Origin of the sequence: Streptomyces shaanxiensis, assembly GCF_039537145.1 — a bacterium.
GTDB lineage: Bacteria > Actinomycetota > Actinomycetes > Streptomycetales > Streptomycetaceae > Streptomyces > Streptomyces shaanxiensis.
Window position 1 is genome coordinate 63,911 of sequence record NZ_BAAAZY010000027.1, and the last position, 26,016, is coordinate 89,926.

A 26,016-nucleotide genomic window follows, 5' to 3' on the forward strand; every position below is an offset into this window, starting at 1 on the left:
ACAACCAGGGCAAAAGCATTCCACGTCCCATCGAAGCCTCTCGTCAATAAGGGCTTCCGTGGCCGTACAGCGGGTTTCTGCGCCGCAGTTACTGCACGTATCTCTGTACGACCCGCTCTGTGCGATCATATTTAGAATCCTTCCCACCCCCGCATCCGCCCATATCTCTTCACTGTTTCGTAGAACCTATCGGACAGTCCAGATCCATCCTTCGGATGATGGGATTCGAAAACTCCTCGGGACCACCAACGGTGGTGCAGCTCCTCGTGAACGATTGTATCGCGCAATTCTTTTCTAGAAACAAACGCGCTCGGACCAAGCTGTGTCCCGCCCTCGAATTGAGATACGCCATGACCGACGAATGGACTGTACTGCGGTTTATGAGTGAGTCGCAGATCGTCGAAATCTTCTTTGATAATGGCTTCAATCGCACGATTACGCGCCTGGGCAGTACTGCCTGTCACATGGCTCAGGTCTGCCGTCCACCGACGAGGTTTATCTTCGTGGCCCTTACCTTCGAGAGTTGCGGACTCTGAAGCCTCCCGCGGGTTACTACAAGGCGCCAGCCCGAGTGGGTCCACCCATGCGTGGGGGTTGTGGACGTAGGCGGTGGGGTTGGGTGCGGGTGTGAGGCCGAGGGGGTCGGGGGTGGTGTAGCGGGCGGTTTCGGGGTCGTAGTGGCGGAAGTAGTTGTAGTGGAGGCCGGTTTCGGGGTCGTAGTACTGGCCGGGGAAGCGGAGTGGCGTGTAGGTGGTGCTGTTCGTGGCCCAGGCGGTGGTGCCCCAAAGGGTGGTGCGGGTACGCCAGGCGACGTCCCCGTGTTCGTCGATGAGTTCGCTGGGGGTCCCGACGAGGTCGGTGATGATGGCGAAGAAGCGAGAGTCGATCTCCTCCTGTGAGGCGTCGGCTACGGTGATGCGTTCGGTCTGCGTGATGGGGTTCAGGCCTCGGTGGTCCCAGGTAAGGGTCACCGGGTCAGGTAGGTCGGCAGACACCGTGGTCTGTTCGCACAGTGTGGTGCCGTCCCAGGTGAACGTCACCCGCTCGACGACTGTTTCGCCGTCGGCGGCGAGGCGGAGTTTGGCGGTGCGGCGGCCGAGGGGGTCGTAGCGGTAGCGCCAGATGGTGCCATCGGGGGTGACTACCGAGGTGAGGCGGTCTTCGACATCCCAGGTGTAGCGCCAGGTGTCCGGCTTCCGCGACAGGCGGGTCTTCTGGCGGAGGGTGATGCGGCCGAGGGCGTCGTGTTCGTAGCGGACGTTGCCCGCGCGGGTGATGCGGGTGCCGACGTAATCGCGTGCTCCTACCGCCTCCTGGCCGGGGTGGTTGGCCGGCCAGGACGCCTGTGTCTGGTTGCCCGCCTCGTCGTAGGCGTACCGCTCCGTCCAGTTCGCCGCGTGCACCGCCGTCACCCGGCCTGCCGCGTCCAGATCGAAGCGCCGGGAGCCGGACAGGTGGTCGTCGATGCCGGTCAGGTTGCCGTCGGCTCGGTAGGTGTACGACCGGGACTGGACCATGCGCTCGCCCGCCCCGGTCACCGTCTGGGACGTCAGGCGGCCGAGTTCGTCGAAGGCGTGCTGGAGGGTGACCGTTTCGCCGATGTGGCGGGTCAGTTCGCGGCCCGCGGCGTCGTAGGTGAAGTCGATGGTCCGGCCCGATGCCACCATGCCGGTGCGGCGGCCTGCCGCGTCGTACGACCACGTCGTCGTCGCGCCGGTCGGAGTCGTACGGCCTGTTCGGCGGCCCATCTCGTTGTAGGTGTACGTCAGTTCGCGGCCGTCGACCGTCTCCGATCGCACTCGTCCGACGCCGTCCCGCAGCACCGTCAGCGTCGTGCCGTCCGGGCTCGTCGCCTGGGCCAGCTGGTCTGTTGTGTCGTATGCGTACGTCGTGATCCGGCCCGCCGCGTCCTTGCGGGTCACCCTGCCCAGCACGTCACGTTCGAAGGTCACGACCTCGCCGAGCGCGTTGCCACGGGCGGTCAAGCGGCTTGCGGCGTCGTAGGTGTACGTGAGCGTGCGGTCGTCGAAGTCCGTCTCCGCGACCAGGCGGCCGGCCGCGTCGTACTCGTAGCTCCAGGTCAGGCCCTGCGGGTTCGTGACCTTCGTCAGGTGGAGTTCGGTGTCGTGGGCGAACTCGTAGCGGACGCCGTCCGGGCCCGTGCGGGCCGACATCAGGTCGAAGTGGGTGTATTCGTAGCGGGAGACGGCGCCCATGGCGTCGGTGTGGCTGGTGCAGTTGCCTTCGCCGTCGTAGGTCCAGGATTCCGTGGTGCCGTCTGCGGCTGTACGACGGGACGGGCGGCCCTCGACCGTCCATTCCGTGCGGGTCACCGCGCCCGTCGGGTCCGTGATGGTGACAGGGCGGCCGAAAGTGTCTCGTTCGTAGCGGGTCACAGCGCCCAGCGGGTCCGTGATCTCCAAGGGGAGGCCCGCCGGGTTGCAGTGGACCGTGGTCGTCGCGCCTGTCGCGTCCGTGACCGCCGCCAGGTGGCCGAGGGCGTCGTACGTGAAGTGGGTCGTGGTCCCGGATGCGTCCGTTACGGCCGTGCGGTTGCCGAACTCGTCGAACTGCTGGGTGACGTGCGTGCCGTCGGGGCCGGCTATCGAGACCGGCAGGCCCTGGTCGTTGTAGCCGATGCTGGTGTAGCGGCCGTCGGGGCGGATGGCCAGGACCGTGCGGCCTGCATCGTCGTATGCGTAGCTGAGTGTGCGGCCCAGGGGGTCGGTGACCGTCAGCGGGCGGTCGTAGTGGTCGTATGCGGTGTGGGTCGTGGCGCCGTCGGGGCCAGTCTCGGCGATCACCTGGAGGTCGCTGTTGACCTGGTAGTGGGTGCTGTGGCCCAGGGAGTTGGTCGCGGTGATCGTGCGGTGGCCGGTGGCCGGGTCGATGTCGCCGTAGGTGAAGGTGTTGCGCAGGTGGCCTGCGTCGCCCGTCTGGGAGGTGCAGCGGCCCTCGTCGTCGTAGACGTAGTGGTAGGACGAGTTGTTGGTGTCGGTCCAGGCGGTTATGCGGCCCAGACCGTCGTTGCTGAAGCGGGTGGGGAGGCCGGAGGAGTTCGTCACTGCCGCCAGGTGGCCCTGGTCGTCGTAGCCGAAGCGGACCAGCTCGATGTCGCCGCCGTCGACAGCCGGGTCGGCAGCCGCGTCGGCCAGGCGCAGGGCGGTTATTCGGTCGCCGGTCGTCTCGATGGTGAGGTGGTAGCCCGCCGAGTGCACGATCGCCGTCGGGGCGCCGCCCTCGTGGTCGTACTCGAAGGTCAGCCACTGGCCGGAGCGGTCGGTGATCTGCTCCAGGAGCGCGATGCCGTTGCCGTCGCCGCCCGGGGCCGCGAAGTACCAGGTGCGGCCGGAGGCGGGGTCGGTGACGGTGTAGTCGCCGTAGGCGTCGATGGTCAGGGGGTAGGGGGCGCCGGCCAGGGGGAGGGTGGGCACGCCGGGCGCCGGGTGCGGGTAGGCCAGGAGCGAGCCGTCCTCGCGGATGCAGATGACACCCTCGGCGTCGATCTCCAGGCGCTGGTCGGCGGTGGAGGTCCAGCGGGGGCCGAACCAGCGGCCCGCCTCGTAGGACGACTCGAACTGCCGGGAGAAGGCCAGCGGCAGTTTGGCGGGCAGGGTCACGTCGGTGGCCGGCAGTGACATCCGGCCTGTGGCCATGTCGATCGGGTCGCCGCCGAACAGCTTGCACCACAGTTGCCTGGCGGTGTTGCGGATCGATGAGGTCACGCCATCGCGGGCCGCTCCCGTCGCCGCCCCCTTCGCAGCCCCCCGCGCCGCACCACGCGCCGCACCCGTGGCGCCCTTGCCGCCGATCAGATTCGAGGCCAGGTAGCCCATCGCGTCGCCCGGGTCGTCGCCCCAGCCGCTGCCGATGATGGCCTTGGGCAGGCGTTCGGGATGGGCGGCGGTGCTCACCAGGCCGGCCAGCACCATGTTGGCGTTCTTCTCGTACTCACCGGGGTGGGTGATGTTGTACGGGTCATAGGGGTTGACCATGCGGACCAGTTGCACCGCGTCCGCGGCGCCCTTGAGGAAGCCACCCGCGACGTGGGCCTGGTTCAGCGTGGTGCTGACGACGGCGTCCACGACATCGGCCTTCAGCCGTTCGGTGAACTCCGGCTTCGGCGGGGCCGTCTCCAGGGCCTCGGCCACCTTGCGCTGCGCGTCGCGGGCGGCATCGGTGCGCTGGCGGCGCGCCTCGGCCAGGATCTCCTCGGCCTCCCGCCGGCCCGCCCCACCCGGGTCGACGAACGCGGCCGGCTCGGTCGGTTTCGGTCCCGGGTCGCCTCCCGCCGATACGGCCGCGTTGTACTGATCGGCGGCCTGGTTGTACGCCTTCACCCGGGCGTTGTGCGCGTCCGTCGCCTTCTGGGACGTCTCCTGGGCGCGGCGGTAGGTGTCGATCGCCAGCTGCGCCTGCTGCTGCGCCCAGCGGACGGTGTCCGCGTACGTGCCCAGCGCCCCGGCCGCTGCCTCGCAGGCGTCGGCCGCCGTCAGCCACTGCTTGGGGTGCATGTCGAACTTCTCGCGGAAGGCGTCCGCGGCCTTGCCCTGCCAGCCGTCGCCGCCCAGCGCGCGCATGCCCTGGCCGACGTTCTCGAACGCCCGGGAGAAGTCACGCAGATGCTTCGCCCGCGCCTCCAGCGCCTCCACGCTGCCATGGACCAGTTCCTTCGGGTCCTCGCTCTCACCCAGGCCGCGCTCGGCGACATCACCGCCCAGCCGGTTGCTCACCCCCTCGCCGAAGTCGCGCACGCCCTCGGCCGCACTGTCCGCACCGACCGCCGACAAGCCGTCCGCCGCCTTGTCCGCAGTCCAGTCGACGGCCTCGCCGGCGGCCTTCGTCACCCCGTCGACGGCACTGTCCAGGCCGTCACTGAGGCCGTCGACGATGTCCCCCAGGCCCATCAGCGCTCACCCTCCCCGGACTCACCGGGCGCCCCCGGCTCACCGGACTCCGCGGCCTGCGAAGGGCCGATCCGCTGCCATTCCGCCCGCGGATCGGAGGCCGCGCCCGGGATCACCGTCGACGTCCGAACGTCCTCCGACGTCTGCGCCCAGGCCTGCCGGGCCGCCTCTTCGCCCTCCCGCATGGACTCCTCGCTGAAGTCCGCGTTCATGACGTGGGATACCGGGTTGTCCTTGAACGTCTCGGACCAGGAACGCCCTTCGACCTCCTCCGGCGCCAGGCCCGGGTTGCCCATGGCCGACGTCCACACCCTCTTGAAGGTGTTCGAGGCGTACTGCTCCTGCTCGTAGTACAGCCCCGCCGACAGGTTCAACCGACCCGCGAACTCATTGGCGTCCTGCACCAGCGAATACACTCCCCAGCCCCACCGCTCGCAGAAGTCGGCGAAGACGTCGCGCAGCGCCGAATCCCCCACCTCCAGACCCGCCAGCTCCAAGTCGTCGAAGCCGCGGCCCTGGCTCGCCTCGATGTCGAAGCCCAACTCCTGCAGCTCACCGATCGCCTGGTTGATGCCCCGCGTGATCCGCTCCAGCGCTTCCGGGTCGACCTGGTAGCCGTCACCGCCGCTCACGCGCCCGCCGTCCCTTCCCCGTCCGTTTCCGCCGCTTCCAAAGCCGCCGCTTCCAAAGCCACCGCATCCGGCACGATTCCGGGCACCGGCGGCAGCACCATGCCCGCCGCGCTCCCCGCGTCCACCGCGATCCCGACCGGCCCGCCCGACTTCGCCACCCTCGGCACCACCTGATCCAGCAACCGAGCCCCGTAGACCGGCATGCCTTCGGGCACGGCCTCACCACGCGCCTGGGCAAAGCGCTCCAGCGCCGCCTCATCCGTGAACGCAAACAGCCAGCGGATACCGCCCGCCTCGACCGACAGCAGCGAACCGTCCACCACCGGCACCAGCACCTCGCTGCGCCGGAACTCCCCTACGACCGCACGCAGATCGCCCTGCCCGCTCTCCGCCAGATCCGTCAACCGCAGCCCCAGCCGCGAGGCGTCGGCGCCCACGTCAACCCCCGTCGAAAATCCGACCACTCATCGCACAAGTGAACGACAACGCTAGTCCGTTGAGGTCAGGTGAATCCAAGAGGGCCCGGCCTCCGCGTTTCGGCCAGTCTTGGCCGAGCCGGCTGCTTGCGCCGAGGGAAGCCCACAGCGCGCTGCGGTTCGACCGAGCTCCCAGCCGGGCCGTCAGCCCTCCTCCGGCCGGACCGCCTCCCGCAGCCCCATGACATCCGCCACCGCCATCAGCCAGCGGGCCATCGCCTCGTCGCCGTCGACTCCGGGGTCGTGCGCGGCGGCCGTCGTCAGCCAGTCGAGGACCAGGGCGTTCGCCTGCGCGCCGGGGAGCACTTCGGGCAGCGCGGCGGCATGGCGGACGCCGCCCGCGCGGACCAGCTTGGCCAGATACGCGACCGCGCGCGGTCGTACGCCGAGGCCGTCGAGGGTGACGGCGGCGCCGACCGCACCGTCGCCGAACAGCGCGGTGCGCTGCGGGCCGGGGCGGGTGAGGCCGTAGCGGAGCAGCACCGTGAGGTCTCGTTCGGCGAGCTCGGCTTCGGTGCGGGGAGCGGGGGCGGGGGCGGGGGCGGGGGCGGAGTGCGGGGCCATGGCGGGTTTACCTCACGGTGACGGTGTAGGTGTAGTAGCGCGGCTGGGGGTCGGTGGTGGTCTGCCGAGGGCTCGCGACGGGTGAGGGGGAGACCGAGGCGCCCGAGCCGACGCAGGTGCCGACGGGGCAGTGCAGGATCCGGATCTTGGTGGTGCCGGGCCCCACGGCTTCGAAGTCGAAGGACTTGGTGCCGTCGGTCCCGCCGTCGAGGTCCGATCCGTCGAGGTCCTGGTGCTCGCCGCCGATACGGACGACCTCGTCGTCGGGACGGGGGTCCACGCGGTACCACCACTCACCCTGCCCGGGGGAGTACGGGACGGTGATGCTGAACTCCTCCCCGGCCTCGGCCTCGATGGTGCGCGTCTCGGTGTCGTACTCCGCGGGACCGGCCAGGCCGCAGCCGGTGAGCAGGAGTACGGCGGAAACCGCGACCGGCAGGAGGAGCTGTCGGGGGCGGGGCCGACGGCGTGGCGGTCGGAGGGTGCTGGTCATCGGGGGTCCTGGGCTCGTCCGGGGGGTGCTGGGCTCATGCGGGGGCTGCTGGGCTCAGTCGGCGGGGGGGGCTGCCGGGCTCAGTCGGCGGGAAGGTGAACGGCGTAGGCGTCCGGCATACGGTTGTCGGACGCCTTGCCCATCCGGCCGTTGATGAAGTCGTCCTCACTGATCCAGGTGGTGCGGCCCCAAGGGTTGTAGACCTGGAGCATGTCGCCCTCCTGGCCGACGATCATCATCGCGTGGCCCACTCGGTCGCCGTCCGGGTGCCCCTCGACGCCGATCGGCACCGGCTTTCCTTCGGCGACCGCCCGCTCGATGTCGGGCAGGACGTCACGGCGGGCGTCGGCGCTGCGGGTCTCCTGGAACTCGTACGAGCTGCCCGTGTGCGGGCTGATCTCCTCGTTGACGATGGTCGTCTTGCCGTCGTTGTCCATGCCGGAAGGAGAGCGACCCCAGGGGAAGTGGTACTCGTAGTTCCCGTCGCCCTCTTCGTGCACCCGTTCCTGCTCCGCCGTCAGGCGCTCGCGGAAGGCCGCGGGGTCGTCCTCCTGACCCGACGGACCACCGGTCAGCTCCAGTGCGTAGATCGGGTCGACCATGGCGCGGGCGTTCACCGTCGAGGACGGGACACAGGTGTTGCCGTCCTGGGACCACTTGTTCCCGTTGAAGGTGACCTCGTCGTAGTTGGTGTTCGCGCCGTCGGGGTTGAGGCCCTCGTTCTTCATGCTGTCGCCCTGCGTGACCACCGGGGTCAGATGGCGCTGCAGCCAGGCCGGGTCCTTGCCGTGGATCTTGTCGCGGAACTCGCCGAGTTCGTCCATGCCGTATCCGGCGGCGAGCGCCTTCATCAGATACGCGCGTTCCTGCGGCGACTTGGCCTCGGAGAGCATCCGCTCGAACTCCGCCCGGTCCTTCGCGTTCATGCTCTCCATGCGCTTCCCGGACCGCTCCAGATCGGTGGCGGTGAGCAGCTCGTTCCACTCCTGCGGGCCGCCGGGGACGGCGGTGTCGGCGAGGACGAGACGGTCGGCGGCGGATATCTCGTCGGTGCCGAGCCGGCCGGCGCGCGCTTCGGAGGCGTACTTGTTCAGCTCCCGGGCCGCGGCCCTGGCGGCGTCGTCGGCCGCCTCGGCGGCCTGGTGCATACGCTGCGCGCCGTTGTCGGCGATGGAGCGGGCGCGCAGCCGTTCCGCCTCCTCCTCGTCCTTCTCGATCATGTCGTCGAAGAAGCCGTCCTCCGCGCCGAGGATGGTCAGCGCCTCACGCAGTTGCCCGCGTCCGCCACTGTCCTCGCTGCGGGCCGACTCCAGCGCACCGGAGAGGCGGATCAGCTGGTTGCCCACGGCGCGGAAGGCTATGGCCATCTGGTCGGCGTCCCGGTAGGCGGCCGCGACGACCTCGGACGCCTGGGCGCCGGTCTGGCCCACCCATACGCTCGGCAGTCCCTTGGTGCCGACGGCCTTGACGTCGTCGTGGATCTTCTCGGCGTCGTCGGCCTTCTTCTGGTAGGTCACCCCGAGGTCGTTGAGGACTCCCGGGTCGCCGACGGGCGGGGAGATGCCCAGGGCCCTGTTGATCGCCCCGACGAGGTCGTTCTTGCTGTCCGCGCCCGCGATGTCCTTGCGGCAGGCGGCGAGTTCCTCGCGGCGGTCGGTGGTGGATTCCCCGGCGTCGGGCATGGCTGGCTGGTACCCCATCGGTGCGGTGGGCAGGAAAGTGGCGGGCGACGTCAGAGCGACGCCGTCCAGGTCGGCGAAGGCCTCGGGCGGCCTCGGGTGGGGATCCGGCGGTCCAAGGGCCTAGTGGTGTCCGGCGGTATCCGGCGGTCTGAGAACTCCGGCGGTATCCGGCGGTATCCGGCGGTCCAAGAACTCCGGCGGCCTCCGGTCGGATCCGGCGTTTACCCGAAGGGAGAACTCGTCGTCACCGGCACGCCCCCGGCCGGCGCCGGCGTCGGCCCCGCGCCGCTGCCGGCGACAGCCGACCTCAGCCCGGCCACGGCCTGCTGCTCGGCCCCGCCATAGGCCTGGCTGGAGACGCGGACCTTGTCGGCGAGCTCGTGCAGCGCCTCTTCCAGGACCTTCGCCTCGGCCTGCCAGGCAGCGGCGAAGCGGGTGTAGGCCGGGCCGCTGTCGGAGCCGCCGAGGGCGTCCGAGGAGTAGCAGGGGAGTGCGGCGATGGCGGTGCGAATGTTCCCGGTGTCATCACCGGCACGGTCGAGCTTGTCCGCCTCGCTGCTCATCCCGCTTCGCTGGACGTCGTATCCGCCCGAGCTGCTCATGCTGTGCCCCCGCTTCAGCTGCTTGATCGCCGGTGAGCTTAACATGACAAACCGCAGCTCAAACGCCCTTTGTCCGGCGCCATTTCGACCTGGGCGAGCGACCGGAACCACGGCTCACCGCGGCTCAGAACAACTCGTCCTGCACCCCCGCGTCCTCCCTCCTGAACTCCCGCACCGGAAGCGTGAGTTCACAGTCCTCAGCCACCGGCACCAGTTCCCACCCCGTCATCAGCCGCGTGTCGACCACGACCACCCCGCCGCCCGTCTCCACATGCAGATCCGGCCCGGCAGCCGCCACCAACCGCCCGCTCACCGCCCCGCCCGCGACGAGCCCGCTCACCTCACCGACAGCGGCCGGGAGGTCCGCGAGGCCGAACACCCCTGCATGGTCAACCGGTTGGCAGGGCTCGCGGTCGAGCGACTCGGGCCAGCCGGGAAGCCCCGCGGCCCGGGCGTGCAGGTCCACCACCTCGGCCGCCCGCTCCGCCGCCGACGCCGGCAGCGCGGAACGTACCGCCCGCTTGTCGCCGTACGGAATCCGGTCCGGCACCCGCAGCGCCGCGCGCAACAGCTCCTCGGTGCGGCGGGCCGCCATCAACGGGCCGGCGCCCAGCCAGCTGAAGCAGACCGCGCCCTGCTCCAGCAGCCGTGCCGAGCCGCGTTCAAGGGCGGTGATGCCGACCTTGGTCATGCCGGGGCCGAACCACGCCAGATATACGTGATACGGCCGCGGGTCGTCCGCGATCGTGTCGGCGGCCACCGAGTGCGCCCGGTCCAGCCGCGCACACTCCTCGCACCGCGCCCCCGTGCTCCGCCCCGGCACGACCGCCCGCACCGGACACGCATGCCCCCGCGCTCCCACGCATGTCCGCACTCCCCCGTCCGCGACCCCGAAGGCCACCCGCTTCCCCCAGGTCAGCGCCGAGCGCCGACCGCCGTCCCACGCCAGCTCGGGACCGCTCGCCGACCAGCGCAGCCCCTTGCATCTCCATGCCTGTGCCATCGCTCTTCGAGCGTAGAGGCCACCACTGACAACGGTGGTTCAGCGACCGGCCTCAACGGCGGCCGGCTCGGGCTCCTTGGCCACGGGAACCGCCGCCGGCGCCACCGCCACCACGGCCGTACGCCGGCCACGCCCCGCCAGCCGGCATCCCCAGCAGTCCGGATGCCCGTCCCGCGCGGTCAGGTCGCGCGCCCCCATACGCCACTGCCCCCGCGGCCGGACGCCCGGAGGCTTGCCCCACCCGGCGAGGTGCAGCGCCCAGGTGACGAGGACACTCACCGCCAGGATCCCGAGCCCGCCCGCCATCAGCACGCCCGAAACCGTGCATATCCCCGCTCCCAGCACAGTGGCACCAACGGTCGCGATCCCGGTTCCGGTCCAGCCCGCGATCGTGTGCCCCTCGTCATACTGGCTCACGTGCCTACCTCCCTCGAATCTCTCACCTTCTAAGAAGTTTAGACACTCAATCTCTCACTAGCTAAGGTAATTGGGAAGATGCAAGCCACGCCGCGCCCCTCCGCCACCCCGGCCCAGGCACTGGAGGCGATGGACTCCCTCATCGCGGCCCACCTGCTCGGCCAGCAGGAGATGGCCCAGCGGCTGGGCCTGAACATCACCGACCTGCTCTGTTTCGCCTGCGTCCTGAAGGCGGGCGAGAACCTGCTCACCGCGGGCGACCTCGCGGAGCACGCCCATGTCACGACGGGCGCGATGACCGGCATCCTCAACCGGCTCGAGCGTTCCGGCTTCATCACCCGCCGCCCGGACCCGACCGACCGCCGCCGCGTCCGGGTAGCCGCCGTCCCGGCCGCCGTCTCCCGGGTCGAGGGCCTCTACGGCCCCTACTACGCCCGCCTGAACGATCTCTTCGCGTCCTACTCCACCGACGAGATCGCCGTACTCACCGACTGGTTCACGCACACGACGGGCCTCGCCCAGGCATACATCGACGAACTCCGCGAGCAGGACAGCCCCTGATCAGCGACGGGCGTCGTACGCCACCCGCGCCCGCTCGACCTCGCCCAGATGGACGGACCACTCCGACAGCGCGGCGAACAACGGCGAGAGGCTGCGCCCCAGTTCGCTGATCTCGTACTCCACGCGCGGCGGGACCTCGGGGTAATAGGTGCGCACGACCAGCCCGTCCCGCTCCAGCTGCCGCAGCCGCTGCGTCAGCACCTTCGGCGTGATCGTGGCGATACGGCGCTCCAGCTCGACGAAGCGCTGACGGCCGTATTCGTGGAGCGCCCACAGGATCGGCGTGGTCCAGCGGCTGAAGACGATGTCCACGACGGGGGCGATCGGGCAGGCGTTCTCGGGATCGGCGCCCCGCGGGACCCGCATTCCTGTGTCCTCGGTCACAACTGCCCCCGTCCGCCAATACTTTCCTCTAGGTACCTACTACCCCCACAACAGTAGCGTCGCCGTACGAGACGAGACATGAGATCCGAACTCGGGACGGAGACCGAAGATGATCGTGGTGACCGGAGCAACGGGCAATGTGGGACGGCCACTTGTACGGGCCCTCGTGGACGCGGGCGAGCGGGTGACCGCGGTCTCGCGCCGGATTTCCGGGCGGGATGTGCCGGCGGGGACCCGCCACCACCAGGCCGACCTGACCGAACCCGAGCGCCTGGCGCCCGCACTCGACGGGGCGGGAGCCCTGTTCCTGCTGACGTCCGGCGACTTCATGGCGGCCGGCGGTGACCTCGGTGCCGTCCTGGACGTCGTACGGGACTCGGGCGTCCGGCGTGTGGTGCTGCTGTCGTCCCAGGGCGTCGGCACCGGGGACCACCCCCCGTTCCTGGAGGAAGCCGTCAAGGCAACGGGGCTGGAGTGGACGATGCTGCGCCCCGGCGGCTTCCACTCCAACACGCTCCAGTGGGCCGACATGGTCCGCACACGCCGGGAGGTGGCCGCGCCCTTCGGCGACGTCGCCCTGCCGACCGTCGATCCGGCCGACATCGCGGAGGTCGCCGCCGTGGCGCTGCGCGAGCCCGGGCACTACGGCGAGGTCTACGAGCTGACCGGCCCGGCACCCGTCTCGCCCCGGCAGCAGACGGCCGCGATCGGGGAGGCGCTCGGGGAGGAGGTGCGGTTCGTCGAACTGACCCGCGCCGAGGCCCGGGAGCGCATGCTCGGGTTCATGCCGGAGCCGGTCGTCGAGAGCACCCTCGACATGCTGGGGGCTCCGTCGGCCGCGCTGCGGCGGGTGAGCCCTGATGTGGAGAAGGTCCTCGGGCGGCCTGCGCGGTCGTTCGCGGAGTGGGCGGGGCGCAGCGTGGGGGCGTTCAAGTAGCGAGCGGCGTGGCGGCGTTCAAGTGGGGAGCGGCGTGCGGGCGTTCAAGCAGGGAGCGGCGTGAGGGCGTTCAGTAAGACACGGCGTGCGGGCGCTCAGTAGGGCGCAGTGCAGGAGCCGTGGTGGAGCCTGCCCCACCTTCCTTCCGGCAGGTCACTCCATCGTTTCCAGGCGCGGACAACGGAATCGTTGACCTCGGTTGATCCCGGCTGAAGCCCGACTGAGGCACCGCTGAAGCCGTGCCGGGGTGAGCTGTGGATCCGTCAGAGGTCCAGGTCCGCCCGGAAGGAAACCGCCATGGAGTCGCAGCTCCCGTCGAAGCCGATGCCGTCGACGCCAGGGCCGTCGAAGCCCGGCGCCCTCTCCTCCTTCGTCCGGTTCGTGGTGTGCGGCGGCGGTGTCGGGCTGCTCGCCGGGGCCGCCGTGCCGCTGCTGGCCACGGCGATGCCCTGGGCGCTGGCGAACGCCCTGATCACCGTCGCCTCCACCCTCCTGTGCACCGAGCTGCACGCCCTGTTCACCTTCGGCACCGGACGCCGCGCGGGACTGCGCCGGCACCTGCAGTCGGCGGGTTCGGCCACCGCCGCCTACCTCGTGACGACGGCCGCGATGCTCATACTCCACGCGGTCCAGCCGTCCCCCTCGCTGCTCCGCGAGCAGGCCGTCTACCTCACCGCCTCCGGGCTGGCCGGCATCGGCCGGTTCCTGGTCCTGCGGCTGTTCGTGTTCGCCGAGCGGAAGAAGGGGGCTACGGCTACGGCGACGGCCCCGGTTCAGCCCCGCGCCGGCCTGTCCGCCGACGCCCTCAGCACCGGTCCCCAGCGCGCCACGTACGCCCCGATGGTCCCGTCCGTCGCATAACCGCTGTCCCTCAGGACGACCACCAGGTCCGCCGCCGCGAGAGACCGTACGGCGTCGGACACCCGCTCGTCGCCCCGGCCGAGCAGCCCCGGGCCCAGCGTGATCACGTCGAGGACCGTGTCCGGGGGCTGTCCGGCGAGTTCCGCCGCGAGTCTCGTCCCCGCGTCGAGGGTGCGCGAGGCGGGTTTCGGGTTTCCCGCGACCACCGCTGTTCTCAAAGCCGCTCACCCGCCGCCGCGAGATAGCCCATGACCCGCTCCATCGGCCACACCTCCCCGATCTTGTGCCGGATGTCGAAGAGGTTCGCCGCGTGCACGTCCGGATCCCGGTCGCCGACCGCCTCCTCCACGACGACCGGGACGAACCCGTGCTGCATCGCGTCGAGCGCGGTGGCGCGCACGCACCCGCTCGTCGACAGCCCACCGATGAGGAGCGTGTCGATGCGGTTGGCGGTGAGGTACGCCGCCAGCGACGTGCCGAAGAAGGCACTCGGGTACTGCTTCGTGACCGTCAACTCCTCTTCCGCGGGGGCGAGTCCGTCGATGAAGTCGCCGTACGGACTGCCCTCGGCGAACACCCTCAGCGTCGGCACCTTGCGGAAGAAGACGCCGCCGTCGCCTCCGTCGGGCCGGAACCGCACCCGCGTGACGACCACGGGAATCCCCGCCCGCCGCGCGCCCGCCAGCAACGCCCTCATCGCCTCCACGGCCGGTTCGACCCCGGCGTACAGAGGGCAGTCGGGGTCCACATAGGCGCGGGCCGGGTCGACCAGGAGCAGGGCGGGGGAGGCGCCGGGGGTGAGACTGCCGTCCAGGCCGGCCCGCTCGTAGTCGTTCTCCTGCGACTCCTCCCGCGTGGCCCGCCGCCGTGACCCGCTCATGCCCGCCGGCACTTCATCAACGGCTGGATCCGCGTGCCGAAGTTCTCGATGCCCGCCAGGAAGTCGTCGAAGACCAGCATGATCCCCTTGGTGCCGTCGACTTCGGCGACCTCGTCGAGCATCCGCGCCACGCTCTCGTACGACCCCACGAGCGTGCCCATGTTGAAGTTCACCGCGCCCTCCGGCAGCACGATGGTCCGGGCCGTGGAGGAGTCGTCGGCGGTGGTGTCCGAGGCGGACTCGCCCGCCATGTAGGCGAGGGCCGCGTGGTCGGCGTTGTCGTGGTAGTCCCGCCATTTCGCCTGGGCGGCCTCGTCGGTCTCGTCGGCGATGACCATGAAGAGCGAGAGCGCCCCGACGTCCCGCCCGGTCTCGCGCGCCGCGTCCACGAGCGTGGCCGTGGTGTCGGCGAAGGCGAGCGGGGTGTTGACGCCGCTGCCCAGGATGAAGTTGTAGTCGGCGTGCTCGGCGGCGAACCGCATGCCGGTGTTGCTCTGGCCCGCGGCAACGATGTCGATGTGCCCGTTCGCCGGGCGTGGCGACAGCACGCAGTCGTCCATCTCGTAGAACTCGCCCTTGAAGTCGCTGACGCCCTCGCCCCACAACTCCTTCATGACGGTGACGTACTCGACGGCCCGGTCGTAGCGGTTGCCGAAGTGCTCGTCGCCGGGCCACAGGCCCATCTGGGAGTACTCGCCGGGCGCCCAGCCGGTGACGATGTTGATGCCGAAGCGGCCGGGGGCGATCGAGTCGACCGTCGTGGCCATGCGGGCGACGATGGCCGGGGGCAGGACGAGGATCGGCGTGGAGGCGTACAGCTTGATCCGCTCGGTGACCGCGGCCAGGCCCGCCATCAGCGTGAACGACTCCAGACAGTGGTCCCAGAACTCGGTCTCGCCGCCGAACCCCTTGAGTTTGATCATCGACAGCGCGAAGTCGAGACCGTGCTCCTCAGCCTTCTGCACGATGGCCTTGTTCAGCTCGAAGGTGGGCAGGTACTGGGGCGAACTCTTCGATATGAGCCAGCCGTTGTTGCCGATGGGGATGAATACGCCGATGTCCATGCCGCTCCTCAGCGGGTCGGGGGGTACGGGTGATGCTAAGCCGGAGGGGCCAACTCCACGGTAGGTACTGGCTGTTGACGGCATGTCGCCCGGCCGGGTGAGGGGCGTAAGGATCTTGCGAAGCACCGAATTGGTTGAGTCCGGAACGGTAAAGTCCGCAGCATGAACGCTCGGCTGGCACTGCTCGGCACGGTGGCTCCCGGTGTCGCGGAAAGCGAGGTCTTCCGGCTGGCCCTGCAGCATGCGGTGGGCGAGCTGGGCGCGCTCGGCGGGATGATCCATCTCCGTGGGCCGATGTCCGCGCTGCGCCTGGTGTCGACGGCCGGGCTGCCGCCCGCCCTCACCCGCTGCTGGGAGATCATCGACCAGGAGGGCCCGCTGGCCCCGGCCCGCGCGCTGCACGAGGGAAGCGGCGTCTGGGTCCCGCTGAGCCCGTCCGGGGCGGTCGACACCCCGGACGCCACATGGCCCGGCACCGGCCTCGCCGCGCTGCCGATGCACAGCGGCCACCGCACCACCGGCGCCCTCAGCGTCCTGATGGGCGACCGGGGCGCACCGACCCCCGAGCACTGGGAGTTCCTGCGCGCCCTCATCGCCTGGACCGAGGACCGTATGGTCCAGGCACCGCCGCCCATCGGACCCGTACTGCCGGAGCAGAACGGCGAGCGCCTGCGCCAGGCCCTGAAGGAGGTCAGCGTCGGCTCCTGGGACTGGAACATCCGCACCGGCGAGCTGATCTGGGACGAGGCCGCCCTGGAGCTCTACGGCACCCGGCCGCAGGACTACACCGGCAAGGTCGAGAACTGGATGCGATGCGTCCACCCCGACGACCTCGCGCCGACCCTGGCGGCGGCGGACCGGGCGATCGTCGACGACGGCGTCTTCGAGGCCGAGTACCGGGTGCGCAAACTGGACGGCACCTGGGGCTGGACGCAGGCACGCGCCAGGGTGACGTACGACGAGCACGGCGAGCCGCACCGGATGATAGGCGTGGGCTGGGACAGCAACGAGCCCCGCTCCGCCCGTGCCGCGCTCGGCCGGGCCCTGCGGCACATGAGCGACGGCTTCCTCGCGATGGACGACGACTGGCGGATCACCTTCGCCAACGTGGAGGCCGAACGCACCCTGGGCTACTCCGAGGAGGAGCTGTTCGGCCGTCTGCTGTGGGACCTGCCCGCCGCCGAGCAGGTGCCCGGCCTGGAGATCCGCTGCCGGCAGGCCGCCGCCGCGGAGAAGTCGGTCAGCTTCGACGTACGGCTGCCCAACGGCCGCCTGTGCCACCTGCGGCTGGTCCCCGGCCCCGACGGCCGCACGATCTACTTCACCGACGTCACCGAGAAGCGGCGCCTGGAGGAGGAGCGCCGATCCGCCGAGCGGGCCACCATCGAACGGGCCGCGCGAATAGCGGAGTTGACGGCCGCGCTCGCCAAGGCGACGACCTCGAAGGACGTGGTGGACGCGGTCGCCCGCCGGGTGCTGCCGCCGTTCGAGGCGACCGGCCTGGTGGTGCAGACCGTGGAGGGCGACCGGCTGCACACCGTCGGCTCCGTCGGCTACCCGGACGCCGTCCTCGCCGTCCTCGACGGCCGTGAGCGTACGGAGCCCAGCCCGCTGTGGGACGCGATACTGGCCGGCGCGCCTCTGTTCCTGTCCTCCCGGCAGGAGTTCATCGCCCGCTACCCCGACGACGCCGACCTGCCCGCCCGCGCCGACAAGCAGGCCTGGGCGCTGCTCCCCCTCACGGCCTCGGGCCACACCTTCGGCATCTGCGCGGTCACCTTCGACCACCCGCGCCGCCTCACCGACGAGGAGCGCACCCTCCTGACCGCGACCAGCGCCCTGGTCGCCCAGGCCCTGGAACGCGCCCGCCTCTTCGACGCCGAGCACACCCGGTCCCGCGAACTCCAGCGCAGCCTGCTCCCCCGCGACCTGCCCACCCTCCCCGCCTGCACGGCCGCGGCCCGCTACCTCCCGGCGGGCCAGGGCATGGACGTCGGCGGCGACTGGTACGACATCATCCCGCTCTCCGGCGGCCAGGTGGCGCTGGTCGTGGGCGACGTGATGGGCCACGGCCTCCCCGAGGCAGCGACGATGGGCCGCCTGCGCACGGCGGTCCACACCCTGGCCGACCTCGAACTACCGCCCGACGAGATCATGAGCCACCTCAACGACATCGTCGGGGCCATGGGCGAGGAGTCGTACGTGACCTGCCTGTACGCGCTCTACGACTCCACGACGAGGATCTGCTCCATAGCGAGGGCGGGCCACCCGCCACCCGCCCTGCTCCACCCGGACGGCACGGTGGTGTTCCCGCCCCTGCCGGCCGACCCGCCCCTGGGCGCGGCGGAGCCCCCCTTCGAGACAACGGAGATCCAGGTCCCCGAAGGCAGCGTGCTCGCCCTCTACACCGACGGGCTGGTGGAGTCGTCGAAACGTGAGATGGACGAGGGCATGGCGGCACTGGCCGACGTCCTCGGCACCTCCCACACGGACGGCACGGCGAAGGACCTGGAGCTCCTCTGCGAGCGGATCACGTCCGCCCTCCTCCCCACCGACCACCAGGCCGCCGACGACGCGGCCTTCCTCCTCGCCCGCCTCCACGCACTGCCCGCCTCCCGCATGGCCTCCTGGCCCCTCCCCCAGGACCCCAGAGCAGCGGGCCAGGCCCGCGCCCTGATCCGCACCCAGCTGGCGACCTGGGGCCTCGACGCCCTGACCCCCACGACCGAACTGCTGGCCAGCGAACTCGTCGGCAACGTCATCCGCCACGCCAGAGGCCCCCTCCGCCTCCGCCTCCTCCACGGCGCCGACCTGATCTGCGAGGTCTTCGACGGCAGCCTGACGATGCCGCGCATCCGCCGGGCGACCGAGACGGACGAGGGAGGCCGGGGGCTGCAACTGGTCACGGCGCTCTCGCAGCGGTGGGGGACGCGGTACACCCCGACCGGGAAGTTCATCTGGACGGAACAGACGGTACGGGGGGAGGCGGGGGCCGATCCGCTGGAGAGGATGTTCCTCGGGGTGGCGGGGTTGGGGGAGGACTTCGACGGGGACCTGGACGGACTGGGCTTCGGGGACGAGGAGTTGTTCGGGGACGACCGGGAGTTGTAGGCGGGGCTGGGCGCTGGGGCTGGCGCTGGGCTGGGGATCCGGGCTTGGGCGCGGGGGCCTACCCGGCCGTCGAACGCCTACCGGCCGTCGAGCGCCCTATCCGGCCGTACGCCGTTGGGCCAGCTCCCTGATCTCCTCCGGCAGTGCGTCGGCGGCCAACAGCAGCGGGAGCAGGTCCGGTTCACGGGTGACCGCGCGGAAGGAGACGGCGACGGTCACGTCGTGGTCGGGCCGATGGACGATCTCGACCGGATCGCCGGCCCGGATGTCACCGGGCTCGATCACGCGCAGATACGCGCCCGGCAGGGCGGCCTGCGTGAACCGCTTGATCCAGCCGTCCTGCTCCAGCCACCCCTGGAACGTCCCGCACGGGATCCGCGCGCACGACACCTCCAGCACCACGTCGGACCCGATGCGCCAACGCTCCCCGATCACCGCGCCGTTGACGTCCAGCCCGACGGTCGTGAGGTTCTCACCGAAGACACCGTTGGCCAGCGTCCGCCCCAACTCGGCCTGCCACCCGTCGAGGTCCTCGCGGGCGTAGGCGTACACGGCCTGGTCGGTACCCCCGTGGTTCCGCACGTCATAGACACGGTCACCCGCAAGCCCCACCGCACCGGTGCCCTTGGGCCCGGGAGCACTGACGGCGACCGCCCCGTCCACGGGCCGCTTGTCGATACCTGTCGCGCCGAGCCCCTTCCAGGGGTTGGGCCTGGGATTGCCGACGTTGACGGAAAGCAGCCTCATCCGGACGACGGTACGGGCCTGCCGCGGCTCGCGGCGACATGTTTTTCCCACCTGGCCGGCGTCTCCTGCGTCTCCGGAGTCTCCGGGGAGTGAGACCGGTCGGGAGTTCAGAGGAGCGGTGGGTCCGGATGGGAAGGCGAGCGATTGGCACTCTTCAGTAAATTGATCACCCGCTCGTGAGCATCGCCCACCCGGTCGAGCACGCGGACTCTGACGAACACGTTGTCCACCTCGCGCATGGCCTTCTCCGTGAACCATCCCATGTACCGGGGCGTCTGCGCCGAGAGCGGATGTCCGGCCCCTGAGGCGGTCAACGCGAAATCCACCCTGTTCACAAGACCACTCTTCTCGATGGACGCCACCGCCGCGGAATGCGTCAACCATGCCGAGGAGTCCGCGGCCCCGCTGTCCCGCCCGGCGTCGGTATAGGTGATCCAGTAGCTGACGTCCGTCATGACGGCGGACTCCTGCCCACCGTTGAACAGATGGCACACCCATGCCAACTGACCGTGCGGACCGTGCTCGGTGGTCACGCGTCCGAAGTATCCGATCAGCGGCTTGACCGTGCGCGCGTACTGCTCACGGGCCAGTGACGCACCTCCGGTCGCCAGCACGGCCGCGACCGCACTCTGGAGATCCAGGAGCTGGAGCCGCCAAGGCCAGCTGCGGGTCGCCCCACCGGGCAGGTTCTGCCGGACCAAGCTGTAGATCAGAAGAAGCAGCGCCAAGCACCACAGCACGAAGAGCAGCCTGGAGAAGAGGCCACTCCGGCGAATCACCCGCTGCGCCGTCTCCATGCCCGCCCCCGGTATGACCGCCCCGACCGATCGGCGCATCGCCGACCCAAACTGTAGGGCGGCGCGTTCGAGGCAGACAGAGGGCAAAAACGCCAAAGGCCCCGGATCTCTCCGGGGCCTTTGATCGCTGTGCACTCGGCAGGATTCGAACCTGCAACCTTCTGATCCGTAGTCAGATGCTCTATCCGTTAAGCTACGAGTGCTTGTTCTGTTTTCTTCGCCGCTCCCGGCCCTTCCGGCCCGCTCGCGGCGACAGGAAGAACATTACATGACCGGCGCCGCCATGTGAAATCCGTTAGCCGCACCCCTTGTGACCTGCGGAAACACCTCTGAGGCGGTAGTCGGCAGTGAGCCGTCGAACGGCAGCCGTCAACGACGAAGCCCCGGTCCTGTGGACCGGGGCTTCGTGATCGAGCGCGGAGGCGGAGGGATTTGAACCCTCGATGGGCTTTAAGGCCCAAACCGCATTAGCAGTGCGGCGCCATAGACCGGACTAGGCGACGCCTCCAGCACAGCCGCTCGCGCGAGCGCGATTGGTGCGTGCAGATGATGACACAGTCGAGCGTGGTGTCACCAATCGACGTCCACGGTACTAGGCAGGGAGGCCACAGGGCAAAGCCCTTCCCGGCGCGCTGCGCGGGGTGCGTCGCGGGGCGCAACGTCGGGGGGCGTACGGCGTTAGTCAGGTCATGTTGCAGGTCAACCGTTCCGCCGCGGCCGGGCGCCTCCGGCGGCTTCTCGTCGTCGCCGCCGGATCCCTCGTCGCCGTCGGCTCCGCCACCGTCGCGCCCGCCTCGGCGTACGCCCAGGCCGCGCCCCTCCCCCTCCCGTCCCTCCACGAGCCCGGCCGCTCCGGCGACCACCTCACCATCACCGTCCGCGACGCCGGCGACGGCCACGACGGGACCTACGAGCTGTACTGCCACCCCGACGGCGGCGACCACCCCGACGTGGCCGACGCCTGTGCCGCCCTCGATCGCGGCACCCGGTGGGGCAAGGACGCCTTCGCTCCCGTACCGCAGGGCACCCTGTGCACCATGCAGTACGGCGGTCCCGCCACCGCGCATGTCACCGGGACCTGGGCCGGGCGGCCCGTCGACGCGCGGTACGACCGCGGTGACGGGTGTCAGATCGGGCGGTGGGACCGGCTCGTGCCGGTGCTTCCCGATCTGAGGCAGGAGGGGCGGGCGTAGCCCACCTCTCACGGCCCACCTCCCACGGCCGACGTCCCGCCACCCACCGCCTCCGCCCCTCGCCGGAGCCGGGAAGCAGGGGCTCCGGTACGCGGTCGTACAGCCTTCGTACAGGCTTTCCAAGGGGGAAGCACCGGGTCCGTAAATGTCCCGCGAAGGTCTCGCGAAGTCCGAAGGGTGCTGGAAGGGCGGCGGGCAGGACATCTGCACAGGCGGTCATACGTTCTGGGTCACTTCGCCGTGCGACGTCCCTCTCATCCGGCGTCGCGAGCGCAACCCCAGCCCTTAGACTCCCTCGCGTGACACGTCGCGGGCCGGTTGGCAAGATGGCCCGAGCGGTCGGCAAGGTGCGGTAACAGGGAGGAAGCGTCTCGTGAGCAGCAGGCCATCCCGAGGCGCTGCTCGCCTCGCAGCCATACTCGACGCGCTGCCCGATGCGTTGGTGCTGGTCAACGCCAATGGGACCGTCGTCAACGCCAACACCATCGCCCTGGAGACCTTCGAGGCGCCGGGGACCGCTCTGGTGGGGCGGGGGCTGTTGGATCTCCTGCCGCACTTCGACTCCAAGCTGATTCCCGGCTCCATGCGGCGGCCCGATCACATGGACCCGCAGGGGCGGACCAAGCCGACCCGGATGATGGCGCGGCGGACGGACGGGAGCGGGTTCCCGGTCGAGGTCACGTCCGCGAATCTTGAGAACGGGCAACAGGCCTACGACGGCTACGGCTACACGGGCGACGAGCTGCTGATGCTCGTCGTGCGGGACCTCTCCGGGACCGTCGACACCGAGGCCGAGCTGGCGCGTTCGCAGCGGCAGACCGAGATGATCCTGCGGGCCGCCTCCGAGGGTGTGGTCGGGACCGACACCGACGGGCGGATCGTGCTCGTCAACCCGGCCGCCGCTCAGATCCTGGGCTATCGGGCCAGTGACCTCGGCGGACGCGAGCTGCACACGCTCGTCCTGCATTCACGTGCCGACGGGTCGCCCTTCCCGTACGAGGAGTCCCCGCTCGCCGACACCCTGCGCTCCGGACGCAAGCACCGGGTGCGCGGGCAGGTGCTGTGGTCCAAGGGCGGGGACAAGGTGTCCGTCGACCTGACCACCGCGCCCGTGCGCGACGGCGAGCAGCTCGTCGGCGCCGTGATGACCTTCACCGACCGGCGGCCCTACGACACTCTCGCCGAGGAGAAGGCCGCCGCCGACAAGCAGCACGCGGAGGAGCTGGAGCGGCTCGCCGAGGAGCACGCCTCCGAGCTGACCGCGCTGCGGCAGAAGCACGTGACCGAGGCCGAGGAGCTTCAGGAGCGGCACCAGGAGGAGCTCGCCGCCGGCGAGGAGCGGTACGCCGCGCTCGGGGAGCGGGAGAAGGACCGGTACGAGGCTCTGGCGGGCCGGCACGAGCAGTTGCTGACACTGCTCGGGGGCTCGTTGCGCGGGCCGCTCGACGAGCTGCGCCGTGAGCTGGCCGCGCTCGCCGCGGACGACGCCGGGCAGTTGTGGCCCGAGGCCAACCAGGTGCTGCATCACCTGTCCGCCGGGTACTCGCGGATCACGACCCTGATCGACAACGTGCTCCAGTACCAGCGGCTCGACTCGGGGGGCGACGGGGTCTCCCGTACGAAGGTGATGCTCGACGCCGTCGTCGCCGCGGGTGTCGACGGGGCCGTCGAGCTCATCGGGCCCGGGCGGGTGCAGTTCGCCGTGCACGCGCCGCCCATCGAGGCCGAGGTCGACCCACAGCGCCTCGCGACCGCGCTCGCGCATCTCGTCGCGGATGTCGCGGGGGTCGACGCGACCGGCAACTCGCCGGTGTCGGCGGGCGGTTACATGGACAACACCGTGGTCGTCGCGGCGGCGCAGCGCGGTGAGGTCGTACGGATCGAGGTGCGCGGGCCGTACGCCGGGGGAGACCCGGTGCACGAGCCGATCGTGCGAGGGATCGTGCGGGCTCACGGTGGCGTGCTGCAGACGCACGAGGTGCCGGGGATGAGCGGCAGCGCGTTCGTCCTGGAGGTGCCGATCGGGGGTGGGGCCGGGGCTGTTTCCGCCGCTCCCGTCGACTCCCTCCCGACCGAGGCCGGTGACGTCACCGAGGGTGCCCCCGCGGGGGACGAGCAGGCTGGCGGCGGTGGGCGGCGGCGGGCCCGGCGGGCCTCCGTCGACGCCTTCCTGGAGAGCGACACGCCCGAGGCCGACGGTGCCGAAGCCGAGGGTGCGGCGCCCACCGGACGGCGGCGCAGGCGCGCGGCCCCTCCGGAGCTCCCCCAGGGGGCACAGGACGGTGGCGGCGAGGCTTCCGGCGGTACGGGACGGCGCCGCGGACGACCGGCCGAGGACGGCGGGGACGGTGTCTCCGAGGGCGCCGTCGTGACGGCCGCCGAGCATGCGGCGGGCACCGCGGCCGCCGGGAACGGCCTGGGCGGGACCGTACCGCCGCAGGGAGTGCCCGCGCCCGGTGGGCGACGTGCCCGGCGGGACGGCGGGGAGCAGCACGCGCTGCCGCCTGCGCTGCCCGCGGGCGGTGCCGGCGGACAAGCGCCCTCCGGGGCCGGTACGGCCGACTCGGGTGAGGGTCCTCAGCCGACCGGGCGGCGTCGGCGTGCGCTGGCCGCGGCGTCGGAGCGTGCGGCTGAGCAGGCGAAGGCACAGGAGGCGGGGCCCCGGAAGGTGTTCGCGCTGCCGCCCGCCGAGGCGGACCGGGGGGTCGCCCCCGGGGCGGAGGTGCCGGGTGGCACTGAGCCGACTTCGGCTCCGGCTCCGGCTACGACTCCGGCTGCGGCTGCGGCTGCGGCTGCGGCTGGGATGCCTGCGGGTGCGGCTCCGGCTTCGCCGATTGCTCCGGGGGCGGTTCCAGGGCAGGGCAGGGCTTCCGGGCAGGGCGCTCCCGGTGACGTACTCGTGGACGAGGGGCGGCACGACGCCGTACCGCACGATCAGGCCGAGGACCACACCCCGCCGCAGCCGCATCCGACCAGCGCGCCGACCGGGCGTCGCCGACGGGCTGTCGGCCAGCCGGCGGAAGCGGCCGGGACGGCTGCGCAGGGGGCGCCCGTGCAGGGCGCTGCGGGGCAGGCAGCTCCGGGGCAGCCTCTGCCGGTGCCCGGCCAGGCCGCGTCCGCGCAGCCGGTTCCGGGCGGGCCCCTCCCCGCCGAGACCCCCGGTCACGGTGTCCCCGCGCATGGCACGCCGGCCCAGGGCGTACCGGCCCCGCAGCCGTGGCCCGCTGCCGACGGCACCTCCGGAGACGGGACGGCCGTACCGGCGAACGGCGCCACCACCCCCGTACCGCCGAACCCGAACACCCCTCAGCAGGCCCAGCCCCAGTCCGCCCCCGGCACCCCGGCTGCGGGCACCCCGCTGCCCCCCGAGGCCGCGGCCGCCCAGCAGCGTGCGGCGCAGCCCCTCCCGGCCGAGGCCGCCGCTTCGGGCGCACCCGTGGACCCGAACTCCACGCAGGGTCGGGCGATCAGTGTGCGGACGTTGGGGCAGGGCGTGCCGTTCACGCGGCAGGCGGCGCAGGTGCAGCAGCCCGCACAGGCCTCGCAGCCGGCGCAGCTGGCCCAGGCATCTCAGTCGTCTCAGTCGTCTCAGTCGACGGCCACTCCTCCCCCGCATCAGACCAACGGCGGACGGCGCCGCAAGCTGGGTACGCCGCCCGACCCCGCCGCGCGGGCGTCCGCCTCGGCGGAGCAGACGGCGCGGCCGCATCCGCCGACCGAGAAGCCGGTGCCCGCGCAGCCGGTGCCCGCGCAACCGTCGCTCGGCGGGCAGCCCCAGCCGTCGCTGGCGGGGCAGGCGCGGCCGGCGGCGATGACCGAGGGCGCCGGGCGGTCGTACGCCATAGGCGCGCCGGACGAGAACGCCGCCGAGGGGCCGGAGCCGTTGGACGGGCCGGGCGGCGCCATCGAGGTCGCCGACACGCCGCGCCCGCAGCCGATGGACGACGAGCTTCCGCCGGAGCCGCTCGACAACCCGCGGCGGCTGCTGGTGTGGCCGGCGCCGGACGTGACGACCCAGCAGGCGCTGAGCGACCGCGGCTACCGGCCGGTCATCGTGCACTCGCGCGAGGAGGTCGACGCCCAGATCGCGGCGTTCCCGGCCGCGCTGTTCGTCGACCCGCTGACCGGGCCGATCACGCGGACCGCACTGCAGTCGCTGCGGCAGGCCGCCGTCGCCGCCGAGGTGCCGGTGATGGTGACGGCGGGTCTCGGACAGGCCTCGCGAGAGGCGGCGTACGGTGCCGATCCGGCCGTACTGCTGAAGGCGCTCGCGCCCCGGGACACCGAGCAGCACCCGCCGCGCGTGCTGCTCATCGAGGAGCACGCGGAGATCGCGCTGGCGCTGACGGCGACGTTGGAGCGGCGCGGGATGCAGGTGGCGCGGGCCGCGAGCGATGCCGACGCGGTGACGCTGGCGGGCGACTTCCGGCCGAACCTGGTCGTGATGGACCTGATGCAGGTGCACCGCCGACGGGCCGGCATCGTCGACTGGCTGCGCGCGAACGGGCAGCTCAACCGCACCCCGCTCGTCGTCTACACGGCCGCCGTCGACCAGGCCGACCTGCCGAGGCTGGCCTCCGGCGAGACGGTCCTGTTCCTCGCGGAGCGCTCCACCAGCGCCGAGGTGCAGTCGCGGATCGTGGACCTGCTGTCGCGGATCGGGACCAACTGACGTACGTCCCTCATGACGTACGGTCCTCATGAC

The 26,016-nt window shown here is 71.2% G+C and carries 20 protein-coding genes and 2 tRNA genes; 6 read left to right on the forward strand and 16 right to left on the reverse strand.

What is annotated here, in order from left to right; all coding sequences use genetic code 11:
• Nucleotides 1-131: 131 nt before the first annotated feature.
• From ABD932_RS37690 to ABD932_RS37730, 9 genes are all read right to left on the reverse strand, one after another.
• Nucleotides 132-4,907, reverse strand: coding sequence for a putative T7SS-secreted protein (locus ABD932_RS37690; RefSeq protein WP_345020135.1), 4,776 nt, complete (start codon nt 4,905-4,907; stop codon nt 132-134).
• Nucleotides 4,907-5,539: a hypothetical protein gene (locus ABD932_RS37695; RefSeq protein WP_345020137.1), complete on the reverse strand. Its 633-nt coding sequence runs from the start codon at nt 5,537-5,539 to the stop codon at nt 4,907-4,909. The genes ABD932_RS37690 and ABD932_RS37695 overlap by 1 nt, the downstream gene beginning before the upstream one ends.
• Nucleotides 5,536-5,976, reverse strand: coding sequence for an SseB family protein (locus ABD932_RS37700; protein WP_345020139.1), 441 nt, complete (start codon nt 5,974-5,976; stop codon nt 5,536-5,538). The genes ABD932_RS37695 and ABD932_RS37700 overlap by 4 nt, the downstream gene beginning before the upstream one ends.
• A 183-nt stretch (nt 5,977-6,159) precedes the next feature.
• The gene (locus ABD932_RS37705) at nt 6,160-6,579 is read right to left on the reverse strand and encodes a hypothetical protein (protein ID WP_345020141.1); all 420 of its coding nucleotides are present in this window, start codon (nt 6,577-6,579) and stop codon (nt 6,160-6,162) included.
• Nucleotides 6,580-6,586: 7 nt separating this feature from the next.
• Nucleotides 6,587-7,072, reverse strand: a complete 486-nt coding sequence (locus ABD932_RS37710) for a protease inhibitor I42 family protein (RefSeq protein ID WP_345020143.1) — start codon at nt 7,070-7,072, stop codon at nt 6,587-6,589.
• A gap of 80 nt (nt 7,073-7,152) precedes the next feature.
• Nucleotides 7,153-8,754: a cysteine peptidase family C39 domain-containing protein gene (locus ABD932_RS37715; protein ID WP_345020145.1), complete on the reverse strand. Its 1,602-nt coding sequence runs from the start codon at nt 8,752-8,754 to the stop codon at nt 7,153-7,155.
• 221 nt (nt 8,755-8,975) lie between these two features.
• The gene (locus ABD932_RS37720) at nt 8,976-9,356 is read right to left on the reverse strand and encodes a WXG100 family type VII secretion target (protein ID WP_345020147.1); all 381 of its coding nucleotides are present in this window, start codon (nt 9,354-9,356) and stop codon (nt 8,976-8,978) included.
• A 124-nt stretch (nt 9,357-9,480) separates the two neighbouring features.
• On the reverse strand, nt 9,481-10,359 hold the full coding sequence (locus ABD932_RS37725) for a DUF2797 domain-containing protein (protein WP_345020149.1): 879 nt from the start codon (nt 10,357-10,359) through the stop codon (nt 9,481-9,483).
• A gap of 39 nt (nt 10,360-10,398) precedes the next feature.
• Nucleotides 10,399-10,776: an HGxxPAAW family protein gene (locus ABD932_RS37730; RefSeq protein WP_345020151.1), complete on the reverse strand. Its 378-nt coding sequence runs from the start codon at nt 10,774-10,776 to the stop codon at nt 10,399-10,401.
• A 78-nt stretch (nt 10,777-10,854) separates the two neighbouring features.
• On the opposite strand from ABD932_RS37730, the gene ABD932_RS37735 reads away from it, so the two are divergent.
• Nucleotides 10,855-11,337, forward strand: a complete 483-nt coding sequence (locus ABD932_RS37735) for a MarR family transcriptional regulator (RefSeq protein WP_345020153.1) — start codon at nt 10,855-10,857, stop codon at nt 11,335-11,337.
• On the opposite strand, the gene ABD932_RS37740 is transcribed toward ABD932_RS37735, so the two are convergent.
• Nucleotides 11,338-11,703 (reverse strand): winged helix-turn-helix transcriptional regulator, encoded by a 366-nt coding sequence (locus tag ABD932_RS37740; protein WP_345020155.1) that lies wholly within the window; start codon nt 11,701-11,703, stop codon nt 11,338-11,340. It lies immediately after the preceding gene.
• 127 nt (nt 11,704-11,830) lie between these two features.
• On the opposite strand from ABD932_RS37740, the gene ABD932_RS37745 reads away from it, so the two are divergent.
• Together ABD932_RS37745 and ABD932_RS37750 are read left to right on the forward strand one after the other, a co-directional pair.
• Entirely contained in the window at nt 11,831-12,658 is an 828-nt protein-coding gene (locus ABD932_RS37745; RefSeq protein ID WP_345020157.1) for an NAD(P)H-binding protein, read from the forward strand.
• 297 nt (nt 12,659-12,955) lie between these two features.
• Nucleotides 12,956-13,519, forward strand: a complete 564-nt coding sequence (locus ABD932_RS37750; RefSeq protein WP_345020159.1) for a GtrA family protein — start codon at nt 12,956-12,958, stop codon at nt 13,517-13,519.
• Between the two features lie 214 nt (nt 13,520-13,733).
• Here ABD932_RS37750 and ABD932_RS37755 read toward each other — a convergent pair whose 3' ends face one another.
• On the reverse strand, nt 13,734-14,399 hold the full coding sequence (locus ABD932_RS37755) for an isochorismatase family protein (protein ID WP_345020161.1): 666 nt from the start codon (nt 14,397-14,399) through the stop codon (nt 13,734-13,736).
• A complete protein-coding gene (gene rutA, locus ABD932_RS37760; RefSeq protein WP_345020163.1) occupies nt 14,396-15,463 on the reverse strand; it encodes a pyrimidine utilization protein A in 1,068 nt (355 codons plus the stop codon). The genes ABD932_RS37755 and rutA overlap by 4 nt, the downstream gene beginning before the upstream one ends.
• Before the next feature lie 162 nt (nt 15,464-15,625).
• Here rutA and ABD932_RS37765 point away from each other — a divergent pair, with 162 nt between their 5' ends.
• On the forward strand, nt 15,626-18,574 hold the full coding sequence (locus tag ABD932_RS37765; RefSeq protein ID WP_345020165.1) for a SpoIIE family protein phosphatase: 2,949 nt from the start codon (nt 15,626-15,628) through the stop codon (nt 18,572-18,574).
• A 96-nt stretch (nt 18,575-18,670) separates the two neighbouring features.
• On the opposite strand, the gene ABD932_RS37770 is transcribed toward ABD932_RS37765, so the two are convergent.
• The 4 genes from ABD932_RS37770 to ABD932_RS37785 form a co-directional block, all read right to left on the reverse strand.
• Nucleotides 18,671-19,321, reverse strand: a complete 651-nt coding sequence (locus tag ABD932_RS37770; RefSeq protein ID WP_345020167.1) for an MOSC domain-containing protein — start codon at nt 19,319-19,321, stop codon at nt 18,671-18,673.
• Between the two features lie 107 nt (nt 19,322-19,428).
• The gene (locus ABD932_RS37775) at nt 19,429-20,118 is read right to left on the reverse strand and encodes a hypothetical protein (protein ID WP_345020169.1); all 690 of its coding nucleotides are present in this window, start codon (nt 20,116-20,118) and stop codon (nt 19,429-19,431) included.
• Between the two features lie 130 nt (nt 20,119-20,248).
• A tRNA-Arg gene (locus tag ABD932_RS37780) sits at nt 20,249-20,321 on the reverse strand.
• A gap of 214 nt (nt 20,322-20,535) precedes the next feature.
• Nucleotides 20,536-20,626 (reverse strand) — tRNA-Ser (locus ABD932_RS37785).
• 181 nt (nt 20,627-20,807) lie between these two features.
• On the opposite strand from ABD932_RS37785, the gene ABD932_RS37790 reads away from it, so the two are divergent.
• A complete protein-coding gene (locus ABD932_RS37790; protein WP_345020171.1) occupies nt 20,808-21,311 on the forward strand; it encodes an SSI family serine proteinase inhibitor in 504 nt (167 codons plus the stop codon).
• A gap of 373 nt (nt 21,312-21,684) precedes the next feature.
• Complete coding sequence (locus ABD932_RS37795; protein ID WP_345020173.1) at nt 21,685-25,983, forward strand: hybrid sensor histidine kinase/response regulator; 4,299 nt, start codon at nt 21,685-21,687, stop codon at nt 25,981-25,983.
• Nucleotides 25,984-26,016: the final 33 nt, after the last annotated feature.

Excerpts from the sequence above, each read along its gene's own strand:
- ABD932_RS37690 (WP_345020135.1), bottom strand. The coding sequence starts at position 4,907 with ATGGGCCTGGGGGACATCGTCGACGGCCTCAGTGACGGCCTGGACAGT.
- ABD932_RS37705 (WP_345020141.1), bottom strand. The coding sequence starts at position 6,579 with ATGGCCCCGCACTCCGCCCCCGCCCCCGCCCCCGCCCCCGCTCCCCGC.
- ABD932_RS37710 (WP_345020143.1), bottom strand. The coding sequence starts at position 7,072 with ATGACCAGCACCCTCCGACCGCCACGCCGTCGGCCCCGCCCCCGACAG.
- ABD932_RS37715 (WP_345020145.1), bottom strand. The coding sequence starts at position 8,754 with ATGCCCGACGCCGGGGAATCCACCACCGACCGCCGCGAGGAACTCGCC.
- ABD932_RS37720 (WP_345020147.1), bottom strand. The coding sequence starts at position 9,356 with ATGAGCAGCTCGGGCGGATACGACGTCCAGCGAAGCGGGATGAGCAGC.
- ABD932_RS37725 (WP_345020149.1), bottom strand. The coding sequence starts at position 10,359 with ATGGCACAGGCATGGAGATGCAAGGGGCTGCGCTGGTCGGCGAGCGGT.
- ABD932_RS37735 (WP_345020153.1), top strand. The coding sequence starts at position 10,855 with ATGCAAGCCACGCCGCGCCCCTCCGCCACCCCGGCCCAGGCACTGGAG.
- ABD932_RS37740 (WP_345020155.1), bottom strand. The coding sequence starts at position 11,703 with ATGCGGGTCCCGCGGGGCGCCGATCCCGAGAACGCCTGCCCGATCGCC.
- ABD932_RS37745 (WP_345020157.1), top strand. The coding sequence starts at position 11,831 with ATGATCGTGGTGACCGGAGCAACGGGCAATGTGGGACGGCCACTTGTA.
- ABD932_RS37750 (WP_345020159.1), top strand. The coding sequence starts at position 12,956 with ATGGAGTCGCAGCTCCCGTCGAAGCCGATGCCGTCGACGCCAGGGCCG.
- ABD932_RS37755 (WP_345020161.1), bottom strand. The coding sequence starts at position 14,399 with ATGAGCGGGTCACGGCGGCGGGCCACGCGGGAGGAGTCGCAGGAGAAC.
- rutA (WP_345020163.1), bottom strand. The coding sequence starts at position 15,463 with ATGGACATCGGCGTATTCATCCCCATCGGCAACAACGGCTGGCTCATA.
- ABD932_RS37765 (WP_345020165.1), top strand. The coding sequence starts at position 15,626 with ATGAACGCTCGGCTGGCACTGCTCGGCACGGTGGCTCCCGGTGTCGCG.
- ABD932_RS37770 (WP_345020167.1), bottom strand. The coding sequence starts at position 19,321 with ATGAGGCTGCTTTCCGTCAACGTCGGCAATCCCAGGCCCAACCCCTGG.
- ABD932_RS37775 (WP_345020169.1), bottom strand. The coding sequence starts at position 20,118 with ATGGAGACGGCGCAGCGGGTGATTCGCCGGAGTGGCCTCTTCTCCAGG.
- ABD932_RS37790 (WP_345020171.1), top strand. The coding sequence starts at position 20,808 with ATGTTGCAGGTCAACCGTTCCGCCGCGGCCGGGCGCCTCCGGCGGCTT.